We start from the raw sequence: 20277 nt of genomic DNA, 5'->3' as shown, positions 1-20277 counted from the left end.
CAGAGGCATTTATTTGCCTTAATGACAATATTTTGGTGAGCGGGCATAGCTCAGTTGGTAGAGTACAAGCTTCCCAAGCTTGGTGTCGCGAGTTCGAATCTCGTTGCCCGCTCCATTTCAAGTCCGGTTTCGTCTTTTCCAGGGCTGTTGCTGGAAGAAAAGCGGATTTTCCGCCTGGCGTGGTTTTATGGACTGGTAAGTAACGGTATCCATAATTCGGTGGTAACTTGGAAACGGGCTGTTCGCCCGTTTTTGTTTTTTTGTTGGTGGCGAAATGGCCAAGCGTGGCCACAAGCGAAAATCGAAGTTCCGGGAGAAGAAGGCGGCCCATTTTCCTTTGGACACCGAAGCGCGCAAGCGCCGGCAGGGGGTTGTAGACACGGTCACCCGCCTGGCGGAGCCATTGTGCCAAAGCGAAGGACTGGAGCTGGTCCACGTGGAATATCAGCGGGAGCCGGGAGGGGTTACCCTGCGCATCTACCTGGACAAGCCGACAGGGGTCACCCTGGACGACTGCGTCGATATCAGCCGCCAGTTGGACGACTTGTTGGACGTGCATGCCGACGATCTTCCTCCCTATCGCCTGGAGGTTTCTTCGCCGGGAGTTGACCGCCCGATGGGCAAACTCGAGGATTATCGAAGGTTCTCGGGCCAGCGGGCCAGGATTCGTGTGTCGACGCCCGTTGACGGCCGCAAAAATTTTACCGGCGTGCTGGAAGGTGTTGTCGAAGGCAAGATTCAATTAAAGATGGATGACGGGATTGTCCATCTTGATTTCAACGATATTCTAAGGGCGCGGCTGATTAATTTTAACGGAGAACACTGATGTTTATAGCAGATATCAAACGCGTGGTGGAGCAGGTAAGCCGGGACAAGGGCATCGATGTGGAGATTTTGATCCGTGCCCTGGAAGAGGCGCTACGTTCAGCTGCCAGGAAAAAATTCGGCAGCAAGGTCGATATCGAGGCCCAGTACAGCCCCGACACGGGTGAGATCGAGGTTTTCCAGTTTAAAGAGGTGGTACAGGAAGTGACCGAGCCGGATCTGCAGATCGGCCTCGAGGAAGGGCGCAAGCTCGATCCCGACTGCGAGGTCGGCGACAGCCTCGGCACCAAGATGGACACCTCCACCTTTGGACGCATTGCCGCACAGTCGGCCAAACAGGTGATTATCCAGAAGATGAAAGATGCGGAGCGGGATGCGGTTTACTCCAGCTACATCGACCGCAAGGGCGAAGTCATCAACGGTATTGTTCAGCGGGTGGACCGTGGCAACATTATCGTCAATCTGGGTACGACCGAGGCCATTTTACCCACGCGGGAGCAGATCCCCCGCGAAAATTACCGGCGGGGAGACCGGATTCGGGCCCTGATTCTGGATGTGCTTTACGATACCCGCGGTCCTCAGATCGTTCTTTCGCGGACGCATCCCGAGTTGTTGATCAACCTGTTCAAGACGGAAGTTCCCGAAATCAGCGAGGGGATCGTGGAAGTCAAGGGGGCCGCCAGGGAGCCGGGAAGCAGGGCCAAGTTTGCCGTATCTTCCCACGATTCCGATATCGACCCGGTCGGCGCCTGCGTCGGCATGAAAGGCAGCCGTGTGCAAAATGTCGTTCAGGAACTTCGTGGAGAGAAGATCGATATCATCACCTGGCATGTGGATGCGGCCAAGTATGTTTGCAATGCCTTGGCTCCTGCGGAAATATCCAGGGTGATCATCGACGAACAAAATAATGCCATGGAAGTGATCGTCCCGGACGAGTTTCTTTCGGTTGCCATCGGCAAGCGGGGCCAGAATGTGCGATTGGCTTCGAAACTCACCGGATGGCATCTGGATGTCAATTCCGAATCCAAATATGACGAAATGATGAAGCTCGGCTACGAATCTCTGGTCAACATCCCCGGAGTCGGTGCCGGTCTGGCCGATGCATTTTTTGACAAGGGGATCTATTCGGCGGAAGAGCTGGCCGAATCCAGCGTTGAGGAGTTGGTTGAAATCCGCGGCATCGGACAGGAGAAAGCGCCGGTGCTGCTGGAAAGTGCGAGGCAGTACGTTATCGAAGCGGCTGAAGCGGCCGAAAAACAGCGCCTGGAAGACGAAGCCCGCGTAGCGGAAGAATCGGAACAACCCGAAGAGGAAGGGGGCGACGAGGTTCAGGCGGAAACGCCTGCGGATGAATCCAATGAAGCCTCCGATTCCGACAAGACTGCTTCGGAAGATACCCCGTAACGGATCAGGGTGTGCGGAGATTGCAACAGAGCGAAAACGGCGTAATTAAGAGTTTGGGGGGAATGGATGGCAAAAATCAGAGTATATGAATTTGCCAGAGAACTGAACATGACGAACAGGGAACTCCTGGACAAGATCAGGGACCTTGATATCGAAGTGAACAGTCATATGAGTTCTCTGGACGAAGATGTGGTGGCCAAAATCAAGTCGGTTCTTTTCGGCGCCAAGGACGATCAGCTTGAGGAAAAGCGTGTACGACCCACTGTGATTCGCCGGCGCAAGGTTGTTGTGCCCCAAGAACCGGAGACCCCCGAACCCGAGACCGTTTCTGCCGAAGTGCCGGAATCCCCCCCGGTGGAACAGAAAGAGATGGCTCCGGAACCGGAAACAGCCAAGGCTCCGACCGAGAAAAAACCGGTGATCAAGAAGCGGAAGCCTGCGGAATCCGCCAAAATTATATCCAAACCCAAAGTGGAGACTCCCGAGGCGCCACCTGAGGCTGTCGAACCCGAGGTGCAGGAGGTCGCGCCGGAAGAGTCTTCCGAGACTGCCGCCGAGCCGGAAGTTGCCGGACCGCCGAAACCGGAGGCTCCTGCTGCCGAAGAACCGCCGGTCGAGGAAACAAAAGCCTTCCCGGCCGAGCCGACGGAGGAACAGCCGGTTGCCGAGCCGCCGCCCGAGGTCAAGGAGCCGAAAGCCCCGTCGGTCAAAACCAAGAAGGCCAAGAAGGAAGCGGCGGCCAAGATTATCAAACTGCCGACCCATCCGGTGCCGCCGCCCACGAAACCGTCGCCGCGCGTTGTACCGACCGGGCTCCCTTCGCAGCTACACCCCACGAAGCCTGAGCCTGATCAACCCCCGGCTTCCGCAAAAGAGAAGAAAAAGAAAGGTTGGCGGAAAAAAGACGGCGAAGCCCCGCGCTATGGTAAAAAAGGTGGTTTCCGCAAGCGGGAGATTGTTGAGGGAGCCGCGCTTTACAGCGGTAAACGCGGGCGCAAGGGCCGCAAGGGAAGCAAGCTGAAGTCCATGCCTCCGGGCCAGAAGACCCAGATCACCACCGCCAAAGCCATCAAACGGCGGGTGAAGGTCGATGAAACCATCGTATTGTCGGAGCTGGCCAAACGTATGGGTATCAAGGCCAACGAAATGATCGTCAAGCTGATGGGCATGGGTGTCATGGCGACGGTCAACCAGACCATTGACTACGATACCGCGGTGCTGGTGGCCGGCGAGTTTGGATACGAAGTGGAAAAGGCCTCCTTCGAAGAAGAGGTGATCCTCAAGAAAACGACGGAAGACGACCCTGAAAAGCTGGCTGCCCGTCCCCCCGTGGTGACCATCATGGGCCATGTCGATCACGGCAAGACATCCCTTTTGGACGTGATTCGCAAGACCCGCGTGACCGAGGGCGAAGCCGGCGGCATCACCCAGCATATCGGGGCCTATCATGTCCAAACCGATAAGGGCGTAATCGCCTTTCTGGACACCCCCGGCCACGAGGCCTTTTCGGCTATGCGTTCCCGCGGCGCCAAAGTGACCGACATCGTCGTTCTCGTGGTTGCCGCCGACGACGGGGTGATGCCCCAGACCGTGGAGGCGATCAATCACTCCAAAGCGTCCGGCGTGCCGATCATCGTGGCCGTCAACAAAATGGACAAGCCCGATGCCGATCCGGACCGGGTTCAGCGCGAACTCAGTGAACACGGCCTGGTTCCAGAAGCCTGGGGCGGCGATGCCATTTTCGTCATGGTGTCGGCCAAACAAAATACAGGCATCGACGAACTGCTCGAGATGATTCTGCTGCAGGCGGAAATTCTGGAACTCAAGGCCAACCCGGACAAACTGGCCAGCGGGCATGTCGTCGAAGCCAAGCTGGATTCGGGGCGTGGCCCCGTGGCCACGGTACTGGTTCAGGAAGGCACCCTGCGAGCCGGCGATTCGGTTGTCTGCGGTATGCACTACGGCAAGATCCGCGTACTTCAGGATGACTTGGGTCGTACGGTGGAATCCGCCGGTCCCTCCATGCCGGTGGAGATCGTGGGACTGTCCGGTGTGCCCATGGCCGGTGACGAACTGGTGGCCCTGGCCGACGAGAAGGACGCCCGCCAGGTGAGCCAGCACCGCATCCAGAAGCAGCGTTCCAAGGAACTGGCCAAAACCAACCGGCTCAGCCTGGAGGGGCTGTTCGAAAAGATGCAAAAAGGAGAGGTCAAAGACCTCAACCTTATTATCCGCGCCGATGTGGACGGCTCCATCGAGGCCCTGCGGGATTCGCTGGTCAAGCTTTCCAATGACGAGGTCAGCATCAATGTGGTTCACGCCGCCACCGGTACCATTACCGAGTCGGACATTTCTCTGGCCGCAGTATCCAATGCCATTATCATTGGATTCAATGTGCGGCCCAATGCCAAGGTGCAGGAACTGGCCGCCGAGGAAAACGTGGACATGCGGTTCCACAACGTGATCTACAATGTCATCAAAGAGGTCAAGGATGCCATCGTCGGCATGATGGAATCGATCTACGAAGAGCGGGTGACTGGCCGCGCAGAGGTGCGCCAGACCTTCCATGTGCCCAAGGTGGGCACCATCGCCGGCTGTTATGTAACCGATGGAAAGATTCAACGCGGCCACCAGATGCGGCTTCTCAGGGACGGCATCGTTACCTATGAAGGCAAGAACGGCAGCCTCCGGCGCTTCAAGGACGACGTAAAGGAGGTTCAATCCGGTTACGAATGCGGCATCGGCATCGAAAATTACAATGACATCAAGGTCGGAGACGTAATCGAAAGTTACTATGTCGAAGAAATCCGACCCGAAGTGGAGTAGGCGCTCCGATGGTTGTCGGCGTCGGGTGCATGATCTTCAGGATTCACGATTGCAGGTCCCTGAAAGGCAAACGCAAGGTGGTCAAAGCAATCGTCGCCCGCATTCGCAACCATTTCAACGCATCGGTTGCCGAAGTGGATGACAACGACATTTACCAGCGGGCCGTAATCGGTGTCGGCCTCGTGGGCAGCGACCGCCGGACGATCAATGCCAAACTGGACAAATTGTTTAATTTCGCCGAGGATCTCGGATTGGCGGAAATGATCGACACCCAGATGGAGATCATTTCGCTGTGAACCGAAAGTTTCGGCAACCCAACGAAAGTGACGATCCGGTTCGCGGGTCGATGGTGGTACAACCGTGGTAGCAAGATCATTCAATCGAGCCGAACGAGTCGGCGGCCAGGTCAAAAAGGTTCTTTCCGATCTGATCCTGAAAGGGGTTAGCGACCCGCGGCTGGCCCAGGCCACCATTACCGGGGTGACCATGAGCAAGGATCTTAGGATCGCCAAGGTTTATTTTGCCGCCCATGACGGCAAACATGACCAGCGGGATTTGACGGCAGGATTCGAAAGTGCCAAGGGATTTATCAAGCGGGAGCTGGCAAGAGAACTGGGCCTTCGGTACATGCCGGAGTTGAAGTTTTTCTACGACGCCTCTTTTGACTATGGCGCCCACATCGAACGGGTACTGAAAACCTTAAGAAGCGATGATGAAAAACATTATCCAACACCTGAAAAACAGTAGACGCGCACTTTTGGCATCCCACGTCAATCCGGACGGCGATGCCATCGGTTCCCTGCTGGCCATGGGGATCGTGTTGGAAAGCTTAGGCTGCGAAGTCAATCTTTACAACGAAAGTTCCATCCCTGCTGTCTATCGCTTTCTGCCCTCGGTGGATCGTATTCAAAAGCAGCTTTGCGACCCTGAACGTTTCGATACGGCCGTCGTGCTGGACTGCGGCGACCTGAGCCGGGTCGGGGTCGAGGCGAAGCGGGTCGGTGCGATACCAGTGGTGATCAACATCGACCATCACATTACCAATACCCGATTCGGGCAGCATCAACTGGTGGACGTCAATGCCTGTGCCACCTGTGAAATCATTTACCGGCTGGTTCAGGCCATGGGTCTTGACGTGGACACCGCCATGGCCACGGCCATCTATACCGGTATTTTAAGTGACACGGGATCCTTCCGGTTCTCGAATACCAACCGGACGGCCTTTGCCATTTGCGAGGCCATGGTGGCCAGGGGCGTGGACCCCTCATCGGTGGCCCGGCACGTTTACGGTACCTATTCGCTGGGACGGATTAAACTTCTCAACCTGGCCTTGGATTCCATCGAGATATCCAACAACGGTTATTTGTCGATCATGACGGTGACCCGTGAGATGTTTGCCGAGACAGGCACACAGTCCGAAGATGCCGACGGTCTGATCAACTATGCCCGTCGAATTCAGGATGTGAAAGTTGCCGCCCTGATTCACGAACTGGAAAATGGCGTTAATTCTCAAGATTCCCGAAAACGATTCCATGTGAGCCTGCGTTCGGACGGCAGTGTAGATGTCGCCCGAATTGCATCGGGTTTCGGAGGCGGGGGGCACGCCGGGGCGGCCGGGTTTTCCATGGAGTCCAGTCTGCCTGAGTTGAAGCGTATTATTTACGGCCTGTCTGACGGTATCAGCGAGAAATGCCATCTGAACTGAACGGCATCGTCGTGGTGGACAAGCCGGATGGCCTCTCCTCGGCCCGGGTCGTTTCACGGATCAAGGCGCTGTTCGGTGCCAGGAAAACCGGCCATACGGGAACGTTGGATCCCTTCGCTACCGGGGTTCTCGTTTGCTGCCTTAACCGGGCAACTCGGCTTTCGCGGTTCTTTCTAAAAGGGGATAAAACCTACGAGGCGGTACTCCGGCTGGGCATACAGACAGATACCCAGGATCCGACCGGAGCAGTGGTTGCCGAGCAGCCGGTGGAGGGAATCACCGATACGACGATCACCCGAATCGCCGGGCGTTTCATCGGCGAGATCGCTCAGGTCCCTCCGGTCTATTCGGCGCTGAAACATGAAGGCACCCCGCTTTACAAACTGGCTCGCCGGGGAGAAGCCATCGAGAAGCCGGCCCGGATGGTTCGCATCGACCGCCTGGATATCCTGGAGGTGAATCTGCCGGAGGTTCGGTTCAGGGTAAGCTGTTCATCGGGGACCTACATTCGCACCCTTTGTGCAGACATGGGAGATGCATTGGGGTGCGGCGGGCATCTGAAACGCTTGCGGCGGACAGTTAGTTGCGGGTTCTCCATCGAGGACGCCTTGAATCCGGAAGCGCTGGCGGCTCTAAAGGATCGGGGGATGCTGGAAAAGGCGGTTATCGGCATGAACGATGCCTTGCCCTTCATTCCCGCTGTGGTTGCCGATGACGGACTTGCCGGCAAGGTGGCAAATGGCATGAAGCTCTCAAAAGAAGATTTTCCGTCGAGCCCCGCACGATCTCGGGAAGGGTTTTTCAAGATCGTCGACCGAAGCGGCCGTTTGATTGCGGTTCTGGGAGACTCCGGGTATCCGGACAGTTATAATTATTGTTGTGTTTTTGCCGCGTAAAGGTAATAAACAAAAATTGTAAATCAATTTAAAGCAGTTAATCGATAATTTGTTTTTGTATAGTCAGCAAACGAATCAAGGAGGACGGAACATTGGCCTATACAGCAGAAACCAAAAAAGGATTGATTGAAAAATACAAAAAGCACGATTCCGATACCGGTTCCCCGGAAGTTCAGATCGGTTTACTCACCCATAGAATTACCTATCTGACCGAACATCTGAAGGTGCATAAAAAAGATCACCACTCCCGACGAGGGCTGTTGATGCTGGTAGGCAAGCGTCGTCGACTGCTCAACTACGTCAAACGCAACGATGTCCAGCGGTATCGTTCAATCATCGAAACCCTTGGCCTGCGACGATAGGGCCATTGCAACCGGCAGCCGTTGCGCTGCCGGATCTTACCTGCCGGTTTTTTTGCGGATGCGGCTGCCGACGACACATGGGTCGTGCCGGTGGGCTGCATCCTGCGTTTGGCAAGCCCATGATCGGCAGACGCCAGGCAGCGGCACCTATCCATGGTGTCCCTGCCGCAATCTCAATCAGGAGAAAGACTTCTAATGGAATATACATTCAAAGCGGATGTCGGGGGCAAACCCCTGAGCATCCAGGCGGGCAAAGTCGCCAAACAGGCTTCCGGATCGGTCGTGGTTCAATACGGCGAAACGGTGGTTCTGGTAACGGTGGTTTCCGCCAATGACGTAAGAGACACCAATTTCCTGCCGCTTTCCGTAGAGTACCAGGAAAAAGTATATGCCGCCGGACGGATCCCGGGCAATTACTTCCGCCGGGAGATCGGTCGGCCCAGCGAAAAAGAGACGCTCACCGCCCGTCTGATCGATCGGCCGATCCGTCCTTTGTTTCCCAAAGACTATCGCTACGAGACCCAGGTCATCGCTACGGTATTGTCCATGGATCAGGAAAACGATCCGGACATGCTGGCCATGGTCGGTGCTTCGGCGGCCCTTGAAATTTCGGACATCCCCTTTGCCGGACCGATCGCCAATGTCCGCGTGGGGCGCATCGACGGTCAGTTTGTGGCCAACCCCACCCTGGCGCAGTGGGCGGAAAGCGACATCAACATCATTGTGGCCGGTTCCCGAACCGGCGTGGTCATGGTGGAAGGCGGCGGTGATGTGGTCAGCGAAACGGACATGCTGGAAGCCATTTTCTTCGGCCACCAGGCCATCCAGCCCCTGATCGACATCCAGGAAGAACTCAAGGCCGCCATCGGCCGCCCAAAGCGGCCTTTCACTCCGCCGGAAAAGGATCCGGTGCTGGTCGAGCGGGTGGTCGAGATGGCCCGCACCCCTTTGCGTGAAGCTTTGACCATCCCCGAAAAAATGAAACGCTACGAGGCCGTGCGCGCCGCCAAGGCCCAGGTGGTTGAATCGCTGGGAGAGGAAGCGGCCGACCGCGGTGCCGAAGTCGGCGCCATTCTCGGCGACCTGCAGAAGCAGATTTGCCGGGACATGATTCTGAAGGAAGGCCGCCGTATCGACAACCGCCGTTTTGACGAAATCCGTCCCATCACCTGTGAGGTGGGCGTTCTGCCGCGTCCTCATGGCAGCGCGCTGTTTACACGCGGCGAAACCCAGGTACTGGGGGTTCTGACCCTGGGATCGGGTGGAGACGAACAGCGCGTCGAAACCCTCAGCGGCGAAGAGAATCGTCCGTTTATGCTGCATTACAACTTTCCTCCCTATTCGGTGGGCGAGGTCAAACGCGTGGGATCTCCCAGCCGGCGGGACATCGGCCATGGTGGCCTTTCCACCCGCGCCATAGAACGGGTGCTGCCGGACAAGGAAGATTTCGACTACACCATCCGCATCGTTTCCGAAGTCCTGGAGTCTAACGGTTCCTCATCCATGGGAACAGTGTGCTCGGGAATCCTGGCCCTGATGGACGGCGGCGTGCCCATCAAGGCGCCCGTTTCCGGCATCGCCATGGGGCTCGTCAAAGAAGGCGACCAAGTGGTGATCCTGTCGGACATCCTGGGCGATGAAGATCACACCGGCGACATGGACTTCAAGGTGACCGGTACCACTGAAGGCATCACCGCCCTGCAGATGGACATCAAAATTCACGAGCTTTCCCGGGAAATTCTGGAAAAGGCTTTGGAACAGGCCAAGGAAGGTCGCCTGCATATCCTGGGCAAGATGCTCCAGGCGCTGGCTACGCCCCGCGAAGCGATTTCCCCGTTTGCTCCGAAAATTGTGGCCATCAAAATCAACCCGGACAAGATTCGTGACGTCATCGGCCCCGGAGGCAAGGTGATCCGGGCCATTCAGAGCGAAACCAACACCAAGATCGAAATCGACGACAGCGGCCTGGTGAAAATTGCCGCCACCTCGGCCGAGGACGGCGATGCCGCCCGTGAGCAGATCGAATCGTTGACCATGGAACCCGAAGTGGGGGCCATTTACGAAGGCAAGGTGGTCAAGACCACCGATTTCGGTGCATTTGTTCAGATTGTCCCCGGTACCGACGGCCTGGTGCACATCAGCCAGCTGGCCAACCGCCGGGTGGGTAAGGTGACCGATGTGGTCAAGGAAGGCGACATGCTGAAGGTCAAAGTCCTGGAAATTTCCAAGGACGGCAAGATCCGGCTCAGTCACAAAGCTGTCCTGGCAGATGAACACAAATCCGAAGGTTAGCAAAACCATCCTGGACAATGGAATCCGCATTGTCACCATGACCATGCCCCATGTGCGCTCCGTCTCCATGGGCGTCTGGGTTCATGTGGGGGCCCGGGACGAAACCGATGCGGAGAGCGGGCTGTCCCATTTCATCGAACATATGATCTTCAAGGGTACGGCCCGGCGCAGTGCGTTTCAGATCGCCAAGGAGTTCGATGCCATCGGGGGCCAGACCAACGCGTTTACCTCCATGGAGCACACCTGCTACCATGCCCGGGTACTGGATATCCATTTGGAAACCATGGTGGATATCCTATCCGACATTTTTCTCAATTCGGTTTTCGACGAGCGGGAGGTGGCCCGGGAGCGCCCGGTCATTTTTCAGGAAATCGGCATGGTGGAGGACAGCCCCGAAGAGTGGGTGCATGCCAAGATCAGCCCTGCCTTCTGGGGAAGCCATGCCCTGGGACGGTCCATCCTGGGTACACCTGAAAACATTCAGGGGTTTGACAGCCGCGCCATCCGGAACTTTTTTAAAAGCCGCTACCGGCCGGACCGCATCGTGATTTCCGCGGCTGGTAATCTTCGCCATGACCGGCTGGTGGGTCTGCTGACCCCCGTTTTTTCCTCCATTGCGGCCGGAAACGGGTTGATGGACCGCTGTTCACCCACCGACGCCGGGGGCGTGACGTGCAGGCACCGGGATCTGGAGCAGACCCATTTCTGCCTGGCCATGCGCGGGGTGTCGGTTACCGACGAACGTCGCTTCGCCGCGTCCCTGTTCAACACGGTCCTGGGGGGCAACATGAGTTCCCGCCTTTTCCAGACCATCCGGGAAGAGCGGGGACTGGCCTATTCCATCTACTCGTTTCTGACTTCCTATGCCGATGCGGGGATGCTGGGCATCTATTCGGCGGTAACACCCAAGGATGCGGGTGCCTGCATCCGGCTGATCATGGATCAGGTCCGCCAACTTCGACAGGAACCGGTTGAAAAAGCGGTTCTCGACGATGCCAAAGCCTTCATCAAGGGGAATTTGCTCATGGCGGAGGAGAGCCCGGAAAACCAGATGGTTCGCCTGGCCCAGAACGAGTTTTATTTCGGCCGCCATATCCCTATGCAGCGTGTCATTGATCGCATCGATACGGTGGCCGCGGCAGATTTTCTCGATTTGACCGATGGTTTGTGGAACGACGGCCATGTCGCCCTGACCATATTGGGTCCCGGTGTCGAAAAAGACGACTTCTCAGAAGCGATGGCCCTGTGAGAGCGCAGGGCACCAGAGAACATTGCCCATGAATGCTTCGCTATCCATCGATTTCCTCAGACTGGATCCCGAGAAAAACAAAGACATTCCCTTGCCCCGTTACATGACCACCCAGAGCGCCGGGATGGACATTCACGCCGCCTTGGAAGAGGATCTTGTGCTGGATCCCGGCCGGATTTGCCTGATTCCCACGGGATTCGCCATGGCCCTTCCCGATGGTTTCGAGGCGCAGATCCGTCCCCGCAGCGGGTTGGCGGTTAAATACGGCATCAGCATCGTTAACGCTCCGGGAACCATCGACGCCGATTACCGCGGTGAGGTAAAAATCGGCCTGATCAATCTGGGACCGCAGCCAGTGACCTTGAGGAGAGGCGATCGCATCGCCCAGATGGTGGTTCAGCGGGTGGTCCAGGCTCGTATCAACGAGGTTGAAACACTCGAGGAAACCGACCGCAGTTCCGGTGGGTTCGGACATACTGGGCGGTGACGATGGATGCGAGCCCCCCAGGCGATGCGTCAGCCAAGGCCAATCCACTTTCCGTTTCGGTATGCGTGCTGGCCAGCGGCAGCCGGGGCAACGCCATTTACGTTTCCGACGGACGCACCGCCATATTGATCGACGCCGGCCTTTCGGGGATAGAGATCCAGCGCCGCATGGCCGCCAAGGGGCTGGATCCCGGCGGCCTGGATGCCATCCTGGTTTCCCACGAGCATGCCGATCACATCCAGGGGGTGGGGGTTCTCTCCCGGCGTTTCGGCCTGACGGTGCATATCAGCGACGCAACCCGCGAAGCATCGCAAAGCGCTTTAGGCAAACTGGCCGCTATTCATCCGTTTACCTGCGGACGGAATTTTCCCATCGGTGATCTGGTCGTTCATCCCTTCTCCATCTCTCATGATGCGGTCGATCCTGCCGGCTTCACGATCCGCTGCAACGGGTCCAAAGTGGGCGTAGCCACCGATCTGGGAATCGCCACCAGTGTCGTGAAAACGCATTTGCAGTCTTGCGATATCCTTATTCTGGAAGCCAACCACGATGATCGGATGCTCATCGACGGTCCCTATCCCTGGCCCTTGAAACAGCGCATCCGTGGCCGCAGCGGCCATCTTTCCAACGAAGACGCAGCCTCGCTTCTTGATGGGCTGCGACACGACCGCCTGGCCCATGTGATCCTGGCGCACCTCAGCGAAGAGAACAACACCCCCGATATTGCCAGAGAAGCCATTGAAACGGTTCTCCAAGGCTCTTCAACAAAGCTTCATGTGGCTTGTCAGGCGACCGGTTGCCGTGTGCTGACATTGGAAAAGGAATGATTCCTTCTACGGGTTGCCCCCCTTCCTTTATTCAGGCATCCGGCTGCCGATGAATTCGATGAAGGCCTGGCACAGGGGGGAGAGGCTGCGGTGGCGGTGGTGGGTGAGGTAAAAGGCCCGCTTGAGGTTCAGGCCGTCGATGGTCAGGGTATGCAGATGACCAGCCGCGACGTCGTCGGATACGGCAACGGCGGAGAGAATGGAAACCCCCATGCCGTTCTTGATGCCCTGGCGCAGGGCTTCGGTGCTGCCAATGCGGGCGACCACTTTCAGATCGCTGAAACGCAGTCCCGCGTCGGAGAAGCTGTTTTGAATCGATTTCAAGGTTCCCGATCCGGATTCGCGGATAATGAACGGCTCGTTGAACAACTGTTTGGCGGTCACGCGTTTTTTAGAAAACCACCGGTGTCCGGCCGGGACGACCAGACACATGGTATCCTCCATCAGACGGCGCTGAAGAATACCGGGATCGGAGGACGCCGCGCCCACGACACCCAGTTCCAGTTCCCCGGAAAGGATCGCGTCGATAGTCTGGCGGGTATCGGCAATTGAGAGGCTGATGTTGACATCCGGGTAACGGGCGGTAAACGCGCCGATAATAGCCGGCAGTACAAAAGCGCCGGGAATGTTGCTACCGCCGATATCCAGGCAGCCTTTGATTTCACCCTTGAAGGCCGCCAGGGCGCTTTCGGTTTCGTCCCGCAGAGAAATCATTCGATTGGCGTAGCGGTAGAGCAATTGCCCGGCCTTGGTGGGCAGGGCTTCTTTGGCCAGTCGGTCGATGAGGCGACAGCCGAAGTGATCCTCCAGATCTTTGATATGGCTGGAAACCGTAGGCTGCGAGAGGTGAACCGCCCGCCCCGCCAGGGAAAAACTTTTGAGGTCGACGACCTTACAGAAAATTTGAAGCTGCCATAGATCCATGGCTCAGAATCCGAATTTGGTTTTGAGCCGGGAATTGACTTTCGGCGGCACCATGTCCGACACATCTCCGCCGAAGCGGGCAGCCTCTTTGATGATCGACGAGCTGGTGAAGATCCACCGCAGTCCGGTCATCAGAAAAACGGTCTCGACTTGCCGTTTGAGTTTGCGGTTCATCAATGCCAGCTGGAACTCGTATTCGAAGTCGGACACCGCCCGCATCCCCCTTAAGATCGCACACGCTTTCCGCTGGTGGGCATAATCCACAAGCAGGCCGTCGAAGGTGTCGAACTCGATATGATCAATACCGGACATGCTTTCGTTGAGCATTTCCAGGCGTTCCTCAATGGTGAACAGCGATTTCTTACCCGGGTTGTGAAGAATGGCGACGATGATGTGATCGAACAGTTTCAATCCGCGTTTGGCGATATCGATGTGTCCGTTGGTCACCGGATCGAATGATCCGGGATAGATGGCGATACGAGACATAAAGGCTCCCGGTGGTTGGCTACAGCTAAAAAACGAGAACTGGCGCTTTTCGGAAAGGGTCTATATCATGGCATCCACGAACGAAACAAGGGTTTTCCCGAATCCTCGCTGGTCGGCGAGGACCAGCGTGTCCGTCGGAAGGACGATGCGTTCTTGATCGCTGTGCTCGATCACGATTCGGGCGCCGGGGCACAATGCACCGCACGCTGCCAGGGAGGTCAATACGGGGTTCACCGCATTGGTGCTATAGGGCGGATCCATGAAGACCAGGTCGAAGGACGGGGTCGAACGCAGACAATTGAGGTTTTTGCGGATGTTCCATCGGATGGTACGGGAGCGCCCTTCTATCCCAAATGCACGTATGTTTCGTTGGATGGCATCCATTGCTGCCTTGGCCTGGTCGATGAAAACGGCAAATGCCGCCCCCCGGCTCAACGCTTCGATTCCCAGGGCACCGGTGCCGGCGAACAGATCGAGCACCCGACTTTCTTGAAACCTGCCGGAAAGGATGTTGAAAATGGACTCTTTGATCCGGTCGGCAGTCGGACGGGTGGCAAGCCCCGGTGGGCAGACCAGTCGGCGACCTTTCAGTGTCCCGCTGATGACCCTCAATCCCGGGTTCCTTCCAGAGCCGTGGTGATATAATCCGGTTCGACGCCAATGGCATGTGCGGTCTTGTCGATATCGTTTCCGTGGGCGGCGAGTTGTTTGCGGATGTACTCGGATTCGAAAGCCGTTCGGGCCTGCTGCAAATCAGCGATGGAAAAAAGATTGCCGCCGACTTTCGGATCCAGAAGATTGGCCGGCAAGTCGGCAACGCCTATGATTTCGTCACTTACCATGATGGCCAGACGTTCGATAAGATTTTTCAGCTCCCGAACGTTCCCGGGCCAAGGGTAGACTTTGAGAATTTCCATGGCATCGGGGTTGACGGTTTTGCGTTTCTCACGGTTATTTGCGGCGGCCTCTCCGAGAAAGATGTCCACCAGGGTAGGAATATCCTCGGCTCGTTCTCTCAAGGGCGGGACCTCGATGGGGACCACGTTGAGTCGGTAGTAAAGATCTTCTCTGAAACGCCCTTTTTCGATCTCCGCCTCAAGATCTTTATTTGTGGCGGCGATGACCCGCACGTCGGTGGTCAGCACACGACCCCCGCCAACCCGTTGAAATTTCTTCTCGTCCAGTACCCGCAAAATCTTCGCCTGGGTGGCCAGGCTCATGTCCCCGATTTCGTCCAGAAAGATGGTGCCGGAGTTGGCCAGTTCGAATTTACCGCGCATTTTAACATTGGACCCGGTGACGGCGCCTTTTTCGTGGCCAAACAGCTCGTTTTCGATGCGTGTTTCGGGAATGGCCGCGCAGTTGACGTCGATCATGGGGGCTTCCGCCCGGGGGCTCAACTGGTGAATGGTTCTGGCAACAAGCTCCTTGCCGGTTCCGTTTTCCCCTTTGATGAGGACCCAGGATTCGGTGGGGGCCACTGTGGCGATTTGAAGGTTCAATGCCTGAACAGGTGCACTGCCGCCGCTGATGGAGTGCTTCTCGATGATTTTTTTGCGCAGATAACGGTTTTCTTCTTCCAGTCGGCGAAAATCGAGGGCGTTGTTGATGGAAACGATGACTTTGTCAATGTTCAGGGGCTTTTCAATGAGGTCGAAGGCCCCCAGCTTGGTTGCCTTGACCGCGGTTTCCACATTGCCGTGTCCAGTGATGATGATCACCGGTAAAGAGGAACTGTTTTTTTTGATTTCCTTCAGGGTTTCAATGCCGTCGATTCCCGGCATCCAGATATCGAGCAGCACCAGGTCCGGGGCTTCGGAATCGATGATTTTCAGGGCTTCATAGCCATTGCTGGCAGTGATGATTTCGAAGCCCTCGTCTATGAGCAATCCACTCAGGGATTGCAGGATCGAAGGCTCGTCGTCGACGATCAAAATGGAGGGGAACATACCATTCTCCTTTTTTCAACAGTTTGGTGACTGTGCCGGTATCAAGACATTAAACCGGCAGTTCGATGACAAATTTAGCGCCTTTAGGCAGATTATCCTGTACCCGTATCCTTCCATTGTGGTCGGTGACAATCGAGTTGACGATGGTCAGACCCAATCCCATCCCTGCTTTCTTTGTGGAGAAGTTGGGTTCGAAGAGCCGGATTTTGTCCGCATCGGCGATGCCGGTGCCGTCGTCGGCGACTTCCAGCCGGACCAGTTTCAGGATCGGATCGTAGGCGGCGGTGATGGCGATGGTTCCACGGTTCCGAACGGCGGCGACCGCGTTGTCCACCAGGTTGATCATGGCCTGTTTGAACTGCTGCCGGTCCAGGTTCATCTCGGGGATGTCTTCTCCCGTGTGGAGGTCGAACTGAATGTCCGGATGGCCCTCCCGATAAAGGGAAACCGTCTCCTCTATGATGGGGGCCAGACTGCACGGCTTGGGATTGGCCGTCGGAAACCGTGCGAATGTAGAGAACTCATTGACCAGATTGCGAATCAGATCGACATGATCGATGATCATACGGGTGCATTCGTCGAAGACTTCTTCATTGATGCGCTCCGAATAGCGCCGTTTGAGCCGTTGGGCGGAAAGGCCGATGGGAGTGAGCGGATTTTTCACCTCATGGGCAATGCGCCGGGCTACCTCCCGCCAGGCAGCCATGCGCTGGGCCTTTTCAAGCTCCGTAAGATCGTCGAACACCATAACAGTGCCCAACGGGCCGCCCTGTTCGTCCTTCAACGCATTCACATAAACGAGAAATGTACGCGGTTGTCCGTTGACCGTAATTCTAAGCGGAATCTCAAGCGTCTGGTCCCGTTCGGACGCGATCCGGTCCATGATGTCTTCGGCGAAATCAAGATGCTCGGAAACCAACAACTCCTTGTAATGTTTATCGAGAATTTTGCCGGCATCGAGGTTCAGCATCCGTTCTGCCGAAGTGTTGAAGGTTGTCACAATACCATCGGCGTCCAGGGTAATGACACCGGCGGACACATTTTTCAACACGATCTCCATGTATTGCCGCCTTGCTTCGATCTCCTGGTTCTGTTGGGTCAGTTGCCGGGCGGACAATTCAAGCTGCTGGCGGCTGGAGCGCAGATCTTTTGTCATTTTGTTGAACGCGTGGATGAGGCTGCCGATTTCATCGTCCGCGGCAGGCGGGTCGATGGAAACGGAAAGATCCCCTTCGGCCACCCGACGGGTACCGTCGGCCAGGTTCATGATGGGGATGGTAATGGTTTTCGCCAGGTAAAAACCAAACCAGACGGCGCAGAAAATAACCAGCAGCGCCACGATGGACAAGGTGATGTAGTAGGTAATCTGAATGGGTTTTTTCAAAAGCTTGATTTGCTGATACTCGTCAAATCCTCTGGCGATGGATTCCATGTTTTCCGCCAGATCCGGCGGAACAAAGAGGCCCAGCGCAATATGGGCGACCGCTGATTCCGGCGCAACACCGAAGGGGACGGTCCCGACGGTACGCAGCAGTTCACCGTTTTCCAGGGTCTCGGTGACGGTACGCACCTTCTTGTCGCCGCTGTCCTTGATAAAGGCCCTGGGGGGGGCGGCCGCCACGGCCATGTTTTCCAGGTCCTTGCCCAAGGCATAGGTGATTCGGTTGTAGTTCGCCGAATAGACCTCGACGGAATCCAGGTCGAATTCGCGTTGAACCACCTGGATGTAATGGTTGAGTTCGTTGCGCTTATCCGGTTCGGTCATTTTCTTGCGTGACAGTTGGTAGGAGATGCGTTCGATGAAAAAGCTGTGGCGGATTTCGTTCTCGCGATAGAATTTCTGGCCGACGAGCAGGGATTTTTCCAGAGCCTGCTCCACGGGAACGGTAAACCAGAATTCAATGCTGTTGGTGATGAAATTGATGGCAAAGAAGAACAGGATGATGGTGGGCAAAAGGGAAAGGGCCACAAAGGCCATGACCAGCCGTGTGCGCAGTTGGGCACCCATGACCTTGCGGCGGCGGGTGTAAAGCAGTTTTACCAGATTGCGGAAGACCAGAAAGATCAACAGAATCAACAGCAGCAGGTTGATGTTGATCAGAATGAACATCAAAATGGTGTTGGAAACCGGAATGTCGGTTCCGAAGGTAATCACCCGGTTTTCAATGAAGGTCAGGACAGCCACTGCCACAATGATGGCAATGCTGATCACCGCCTCCCGTTTCCGGCGCTTGCGTTCATCCGGCGAGAGCATGATTTGGGGTGCAGGATTGCGTTTGCCGAAGATCATGAGGGCATTGGATAAAAGCGGTTAGTAGACAAAATCGATGGTGTACCAGTCCGTTTCGAAATCCCAGAAAGAGAGAAAAAAAAGGACATAGTGCAGGTAGTAGGGCAGCGTAACACGGCTGAGTTTCGCTTTGGCCTGGATCTGATATTGTTTGCCCTTTTCCAGACGATCGAGCGGAATCACATTGAGGCTGTCGATTTCGGTCATCAACTGTTTCGCCACGTCAAAAGACTGGACGATCACCGGGCTGTTGCTGTCCCAACTGCGGGTCACCGCATACTCTTTTTTAAGGCTGTTATATTTAATCGTGTGGGTGATGGTCAGATCGGCAATCTCTTTGTCGAACCACATCCCGCGACTGCGGTACAAGTTGACAAAAAAAGAGAATGTAGCCGGAACGCCTCTTTTGACAGCGTCCTCGATTTTTTCGGTAAACGCCCCCTCCACCGAGAGGTACACGAGAAGATCGTCCCGGGTATTTGTGACGATGATATTGGTGAGTTTGGCCTCGTTGGCCAGTGCCAGACCATAAACAGACAGAAACAGGATCGCCAAGAGGAAAAAAACGGTAACCCTTTGCCTGCATCGATTCATAATCTTGTCGCAGCGTTTCTGTTGTTGACTAAATAGAGGAAAACAATACGAAAAACCATACCGGAACCGTGTAAAAATGGCAAGGCGTTTTACGCTGAAAGAAAGGGCGGACTTATTTGGAATCGGCGGACAGGGTAACGGTGTCCCAGGATTCTTTTTCGGTAAAAAATTTTTCAAGGAAGGCGTGGTTGAAGGCGTGACCGGATTTTTGGGTCACCACATGCCCCATGATGGGCATGCCAATGAGAGAAAAATCGCCGAGGCAGTCCAGTGCCTTATGGCGGACGAATTCATCCGAATAGCGCAGCCCGCCCTCGTTGAGCACCCGGTCTCCGTCGATTACCACGGCATTTTCCAAAGACCCCCCCCGTCCCAGACCATAGCGCTTCATCATCTCCACTTCATGGAGAAATCCGAAAGTGCGGGCCGAACAGATCTCTTTTTGGAAGGTTTCCCGGTCGATAATAAAATCGCATGTCTGCTTGCCGATCAGCGGGTGGTTGAAATCGATGGAACAGGTGAGTCTGAATTCATCAGACGGGTAGACCGTCACCGATTTTCCATTTTCGGAAAGCGATATAGGCGCCTTGACTTTGAAATAGCATTTGGGGCCGTCCTGGGCTTGGGTTCCGGCAGATTTGATCAGACTGGTAAACGGCCCGGCGCTGCCGTCCATTATAGGCAGCTCGTAGCCATCCACCTCCACGGTAGCGTTGTCGATGGACATGCCGAAAAATCCGGCCATCAGATGTTCGATCGTGGAAACAATGCAACCCTCGGTCCCGATGACGGTGGCAAGGCTGGTATCCACTACGTTATTGAAATGGGCGGCAACCGCTGGATGACCGGGAAGATCGGTGCGGACAAATCGGATTCCCTGGTTGACCGGTGCGGGCTTGATGGTGAGGTTGACGATTTTGCCGGAATGGACGCCAACGCCGGTGCAGCTAACCGGCGATTGGATGGTTTGCTGGTTGCGATTCATTTTTTTATATATCCTGACGCTCGGCGATCCGTCGGGGCGGAAGTTTTTATTCGCAGGAGCGGTCGTTGCATTCGCATGCGGATTTTTCGAATCCGCATTTTCTATTGTCCGGCAATCTTAATCATCTGTTTTTATTTTGACAACATTTAATTGCCATTCGCCCGGATTTGAATGGT

Annotated in this window: 19 protein-coding genes and 1 tRNA gene; 13 read left to right on the top strand and 7 right to left on the bottom strand. The window is 55.9% G+C overall.

All coding sequences use genetic code 11. From position 1 onward, the window contains the following. Positions 1–39 precede the first annotated feature (39 nt). From GN111_RS19155 to GN111_RS19095, 13 genes are all read left to right on the top strand, one after another. Positions 40–115 (top strand) — tRNA-Gly (locus tag GN111_RS19155). 159 nt (positions 116–274) lie between these two features. Continuing rightward, entirely contained in the window at positions 275–826 is a 552-nt protein-coding gene (gene rimP, locus GN111_RS19150; protein ID WP_155305288.1) for a ribosome maturation factor RimP, read from the top strand. Further along, entirely contained in the window at positions 826–2229 is a 1404-nt protein-coding gene (nusA, locus tag GN111_RS19145; RefSeq protein WP_155305287.1) for a transcription termination factor NusA, read from the top strand. Before rimP ends, nusA begins: the two co-directional genes overlap by 1 nt. Positions 2230–2295: 66 nt before the next feature. Further along, on the top strand, positions 2296–5055 hold the full coding sequence (gene infB, locus GN111_RS19140; RefSeq protein WP_155305286.1) for a translation initiation factor IF-2: 2760 nt from the start codon (positions 2296–2298) through the stop codon (positions 5053–5055). Positions 5056–5063: 8 nt separating this feature from the next. Continuing rightward, complete coding sequence (locus tag GN111_RS19135) at positions 5064–5351, top strand: DUF503 domain-containing protein (protein WP_155305285.1); 288 nt, start codon at positions 5064–5066, stop codon at positions 5349–5351. A 64-nt stretch (positions 5352–5415) separates the two neighbouring features. Beyond that, positions 5416–5802, top strand: coding sequence for a 30S ribosome-binding factor RbfA (gene rbfA, locus GN111_RS19130; protein WP_155305284.1), 387 nt, complete (start codon positions 5416–5418; stop codon positions 5800–5802). Further along, the gene (locus GN111_RS19125; protein ID WP_155305283.1) at positions 5765–6760 is read left to right on the top strand and encodes a DHH family phosphoesterase; all 996 of its coding nucleotides are present in this window, start codon (positions 5765–5767) and stop codon (positions 6758–6760) included. The genes rbfA and GN111_RS19125 overlap by 38 nt, the downstream gene beginning before the upstream one ends. Next, positions 6745–7656: a tRNA pseudouridine(55) synthase TruB gene (gene truB, locus GN111_RS19120; RefSeq protein ID WP_155305282.1), complete on the top strand. Its 912-nt coding sequence runs from the start codon at positions 6745–6747 to the stop codon at positions 7654–7656. Before GN111_RS19125 ends, truB begins: the two co-directional genes overlap by 16 nt. Before the next feature lie 92 nt (positions 7657–7748). Then, positions 7749–8018: a 30S ribosomal protein S15 gene (rpsO, locus tag GN111_RS19115; RefSeq protein ID WP_155305281.1), complete on the top strand. Its 270-nt coding sequence runs from the start codon at positions 7749–7751 to the stop codon at positions 8016–8018. A gap of 195 nt (positions 8019–8213) precedes the next feature. Further along, on the top strand, positions 8214–10310 hold the full coding sequence (gene pnp, locus GN111_RS19110) for a polyribonucleotide nucleotidyltransferase (RefSeq protein WP_155305280.1): 2097 nt from the start codon (positions 8214–8216) through the stop codon (positions 10308–10310). Next, a complete protein-coding gene (locus tag GN111_RS19105) occupies positions 10288–11559 on the top strand; it encodes a M16 family metallopeptidase (RefSeq protein ID WP_155305279.1) in 1272 nt (423 codons plus the stop codon). The genes pnp and GN111_RS19105 overlap by 23 nt, the downstream gene beginning before the upstream one ends. Before the next feature lie 28 nt (positions 11560–11587). Continuing rightward, positions 11588–12046: a dUTP diphosphatase gene (gene dut / locus GN111_RS19100; protein WP_155305278.1), complete on the top strand. Its 459-nt coding sequence runs from the start codon at positions 11588–11590 to the stop codon at positions 12044–12046. A 2-nt stretch (positions 12047–12048) separates the two neighbouring features. After that, positions 12049–12873, top strand: a complete 825-nt coding sequence (locus tag GN111_RS19095) for an MBL fold metallo-hydrolase (protein WP_155305277.1) — start codon at positions 12049–12051, stop codon at positions 12871–12873. 27 nt (positions 12874–12900) lie between these two features. Here GN111_RS19095 and GN111_RS19090 read toward each other — a convergent pair whose 3' ends face one another. The 7 genes from GN111_RS19090 to lpxC all read right to left on the bottom strand — a co-directional run bounded on the left by GN111_RS19090 (position 12901) and on the right by lpxC (position 20101). After that, positions 12901–13797 carry a selenium metabolism-associated LysR family transcriptional regulator gene (locus tag GN111_RS19090; RefSeq protein ID WP_155305276.1) on the bottom strand — a complete coding sequence of 299 codons (897 nt, stop codon included), beginning with the start codon at positions 13795–13797 and terminating at the stop codon, positions 12901–12903. Positions 13798–13800: 3 nt separating this feature from the next. Next, a complete protein-coding gene (coaD, locus tag GN111_RS19085; RefSeq protein WP_155305275.1) occupies positions 13801–14283 on the bottom strand; it encodes a pantetheine-phosphate adenylyltransferase in 483 nt (160 codons plus the stop codon). A gap of 60 nt (positions 14284–14343) precedes the next feature. Beyond that, the gene (gene rsmD / locus GN111_RS19080) at positions 14344–14895 is read right to left on the bottom strand and encodes a 16S rRNA (guanine(966)-N(2))-methyltransferase RsmD (RefSeq protein WP_155305274.1); all 552 of its coding nucleotides are present in this window, start codon (positions 14893–14895) and stop codon (positions 14344–14346) included. Further along, the gene (locus GN111_RS19075; protein ID WP_155305273.1) at positions 14892–16232 is read right to left on the bottom strand and encodes a sigma-54-dependent transcriptional regulator; all 1341 of its coding nucleotides are present in this window, start codon (positions 16230–16232) and stop codon (positions 14892–14894) included. The genes rsmD and GN111_RS19075 overlap by 4 nt, the downstream gene beginning before the upstream one ends. Before the next feature lie 49 nt (positions 16233–16281). Continuing rightward, positions 16282–18522: a sensor histidine kinase gene (locus GN111_RS19070; RefSeq protein ID WP_231715495.1), complete on the bottom strand. Its 2241-nt coding sequence runs from the start codon at positions 18520–18522 to the stop codon at positions 16282–16284. A 21-nt stretch (positions 18523–18543) separates the two neighbouring features. Then, positions 18544–19116 (bottom strand): DUF4390 domain-containing protein, encoded by a 573-nt coding sequence (locus GN111_RS19065; RefSeq protein WP_155305272.1) that lies wholly within the window; start codon positions 19114–19116, stop codon positions 18544–18546. Positions 19117–19228: 112 nt separating this feature from the next. Continuing rightward, on the bottom strand, positions 19229–20101 hold the full coding sequence (lpxC, locus tag GN111_RS19060) for a UDP-3-O-acyl-N-acetylglucosamine deacetylase (protein ID WP_155305271.1): 873 nt from the start codon (positions 20099–20101) through the stop codon (positions 19229–19231). Between the last annotated feature and the right edge of the window lie 176 nt (positions 20102–20277).

It is taken from the genome of Desulfosarcina widdelii, from assembly GCF_009688965.1.
Taxonomy (GTDB): domain Bacteria; phylum Desulfobacterota; class Desulfobacteria; order Desulfobacterales; family Desulfosarcinaceae; genus Desulfosarcina; species Desulfosarcina widdelii.
The sequence above is the reverse complement of the archived record's forward strand: the minus strand, read 5'-3'. Positions and strand labels throughout refer to the sequence as shown.

What these genes read in the sequence shown, in the direction of transcription:
- rimP (WP_155305288.1), top strand. Translation starts at nt 275, where the DNA reads ATGGCCAAGCGTGGCCACAAGCGAAAATCGAAGTTCCGGGAGAAGAAG.
- nusA (WP_155305287.1), top strand. Translation starts at nt 826, where the DNA reads ATGTTTATAGCAGATATCAAACGCGTGGTGGAGCAGGTAAGCCGGGAC.
- infB (WP_155305286.1), top strand. Translation starts at nt 2,296, where the DNA reads ATGGCAAAAATCAGAGTATATGAATTTGCCAGAGAACTGAACATGACG.
- GN111_RS19135 (WP_155305285.1), top strand. Translation starts at nt 5,064, where the DNA reads ATGGTTGTCGGCGTCGGGTGCATGATCTTCAGGATTCACGATTGCAGG.
- GN111_RS19125 (WP_155305283.1), top strand. Translation starts at nt 5,765, where the DNA reads ATGATGAAAAACATTATCCAACACCTGAAAAACAGTAGACGCGCACTT.
- truB (WP_155305282.1), top strand. Translation starts at nt 6,745, where the DNA reads ATGCCATCTGAACTGAACGGCATCGTCGTGGTGGACAAGCCGGATGGC.
- pnp (WP_155305280.1), top strand. Translation starts at nt 8,214, where the DNA reads ATGGAATATACATTCAAAGCGGATGTCGGGGGCAAACCCCTGAGCATC.
- GN111_RS19105 (WP_155305279.1), top strand. Translation starts at nt 10,288, where the DNA reads ATGAACACAAATCCGAAGGTTAGCAAAACCATCCTGGACAATGGAATC.
- dut (WP_155305278.1), top strand. Translation starts at nt 11,588, where the DNA reads ATGAATGCTTCGCTATCCATCGATTTCCTCAGACTGGATCCCGAGAAA.
- GN111_RS19095 (WP_155305277.1), top strand. Translation starts at nt 12,049, where the DNA reads ATGGATGCGAGCCCCCCAGGCGATGCGTCAGCCAAGGCCAATCCACTT.
- GN111_RS19090 (WP_155305276.1), bottom strand. Translation starts at nt 13,797, where the DNA reads ATGGATCTATGGCAGCTTCAAATTTTCTGTAAGGTCGTCGACCTCAAA.
- coaD (WP_155305275.1), bottom strand. Translation starts at nt 14,283, where the DNA reads ATGTCTCGTATCGCCATCTATCCCGGATCATTCGATCCGGTGACCAAC.
- GN111_RS19075 (WP_155305273.1), bottom strand. Translation starts at nt 16,232, where the DNA reads ATGTTCCCCTCCATTTTGATCGTCGACGACGAGCCTTCGATCCTGCAA.
- GN111_RS19070 (WP_231715495.1), bottom strand. Translation starts at nt 18,522, where the DNA reads ATGATCTTCGGCAAACGCAATCCTGCACCCCAAATCATGCTCTCGCCG.
- GN111_RS19065 (WP_155305272.1), bottom strand. Translation starts at nt 19,116, where the DNA reads ATGAATCGATGCAGGCAAAGGGTTACCGTTTTTTTCCTCTTGGCGATC.
- lpxC (WP_155305271.1), bottom strand. Translation starts at nt 20,101, where the DNA reads ATGAATCGCAACCAGCAAACCATCCAATCGCCGGTTAGCTGCACCGGC.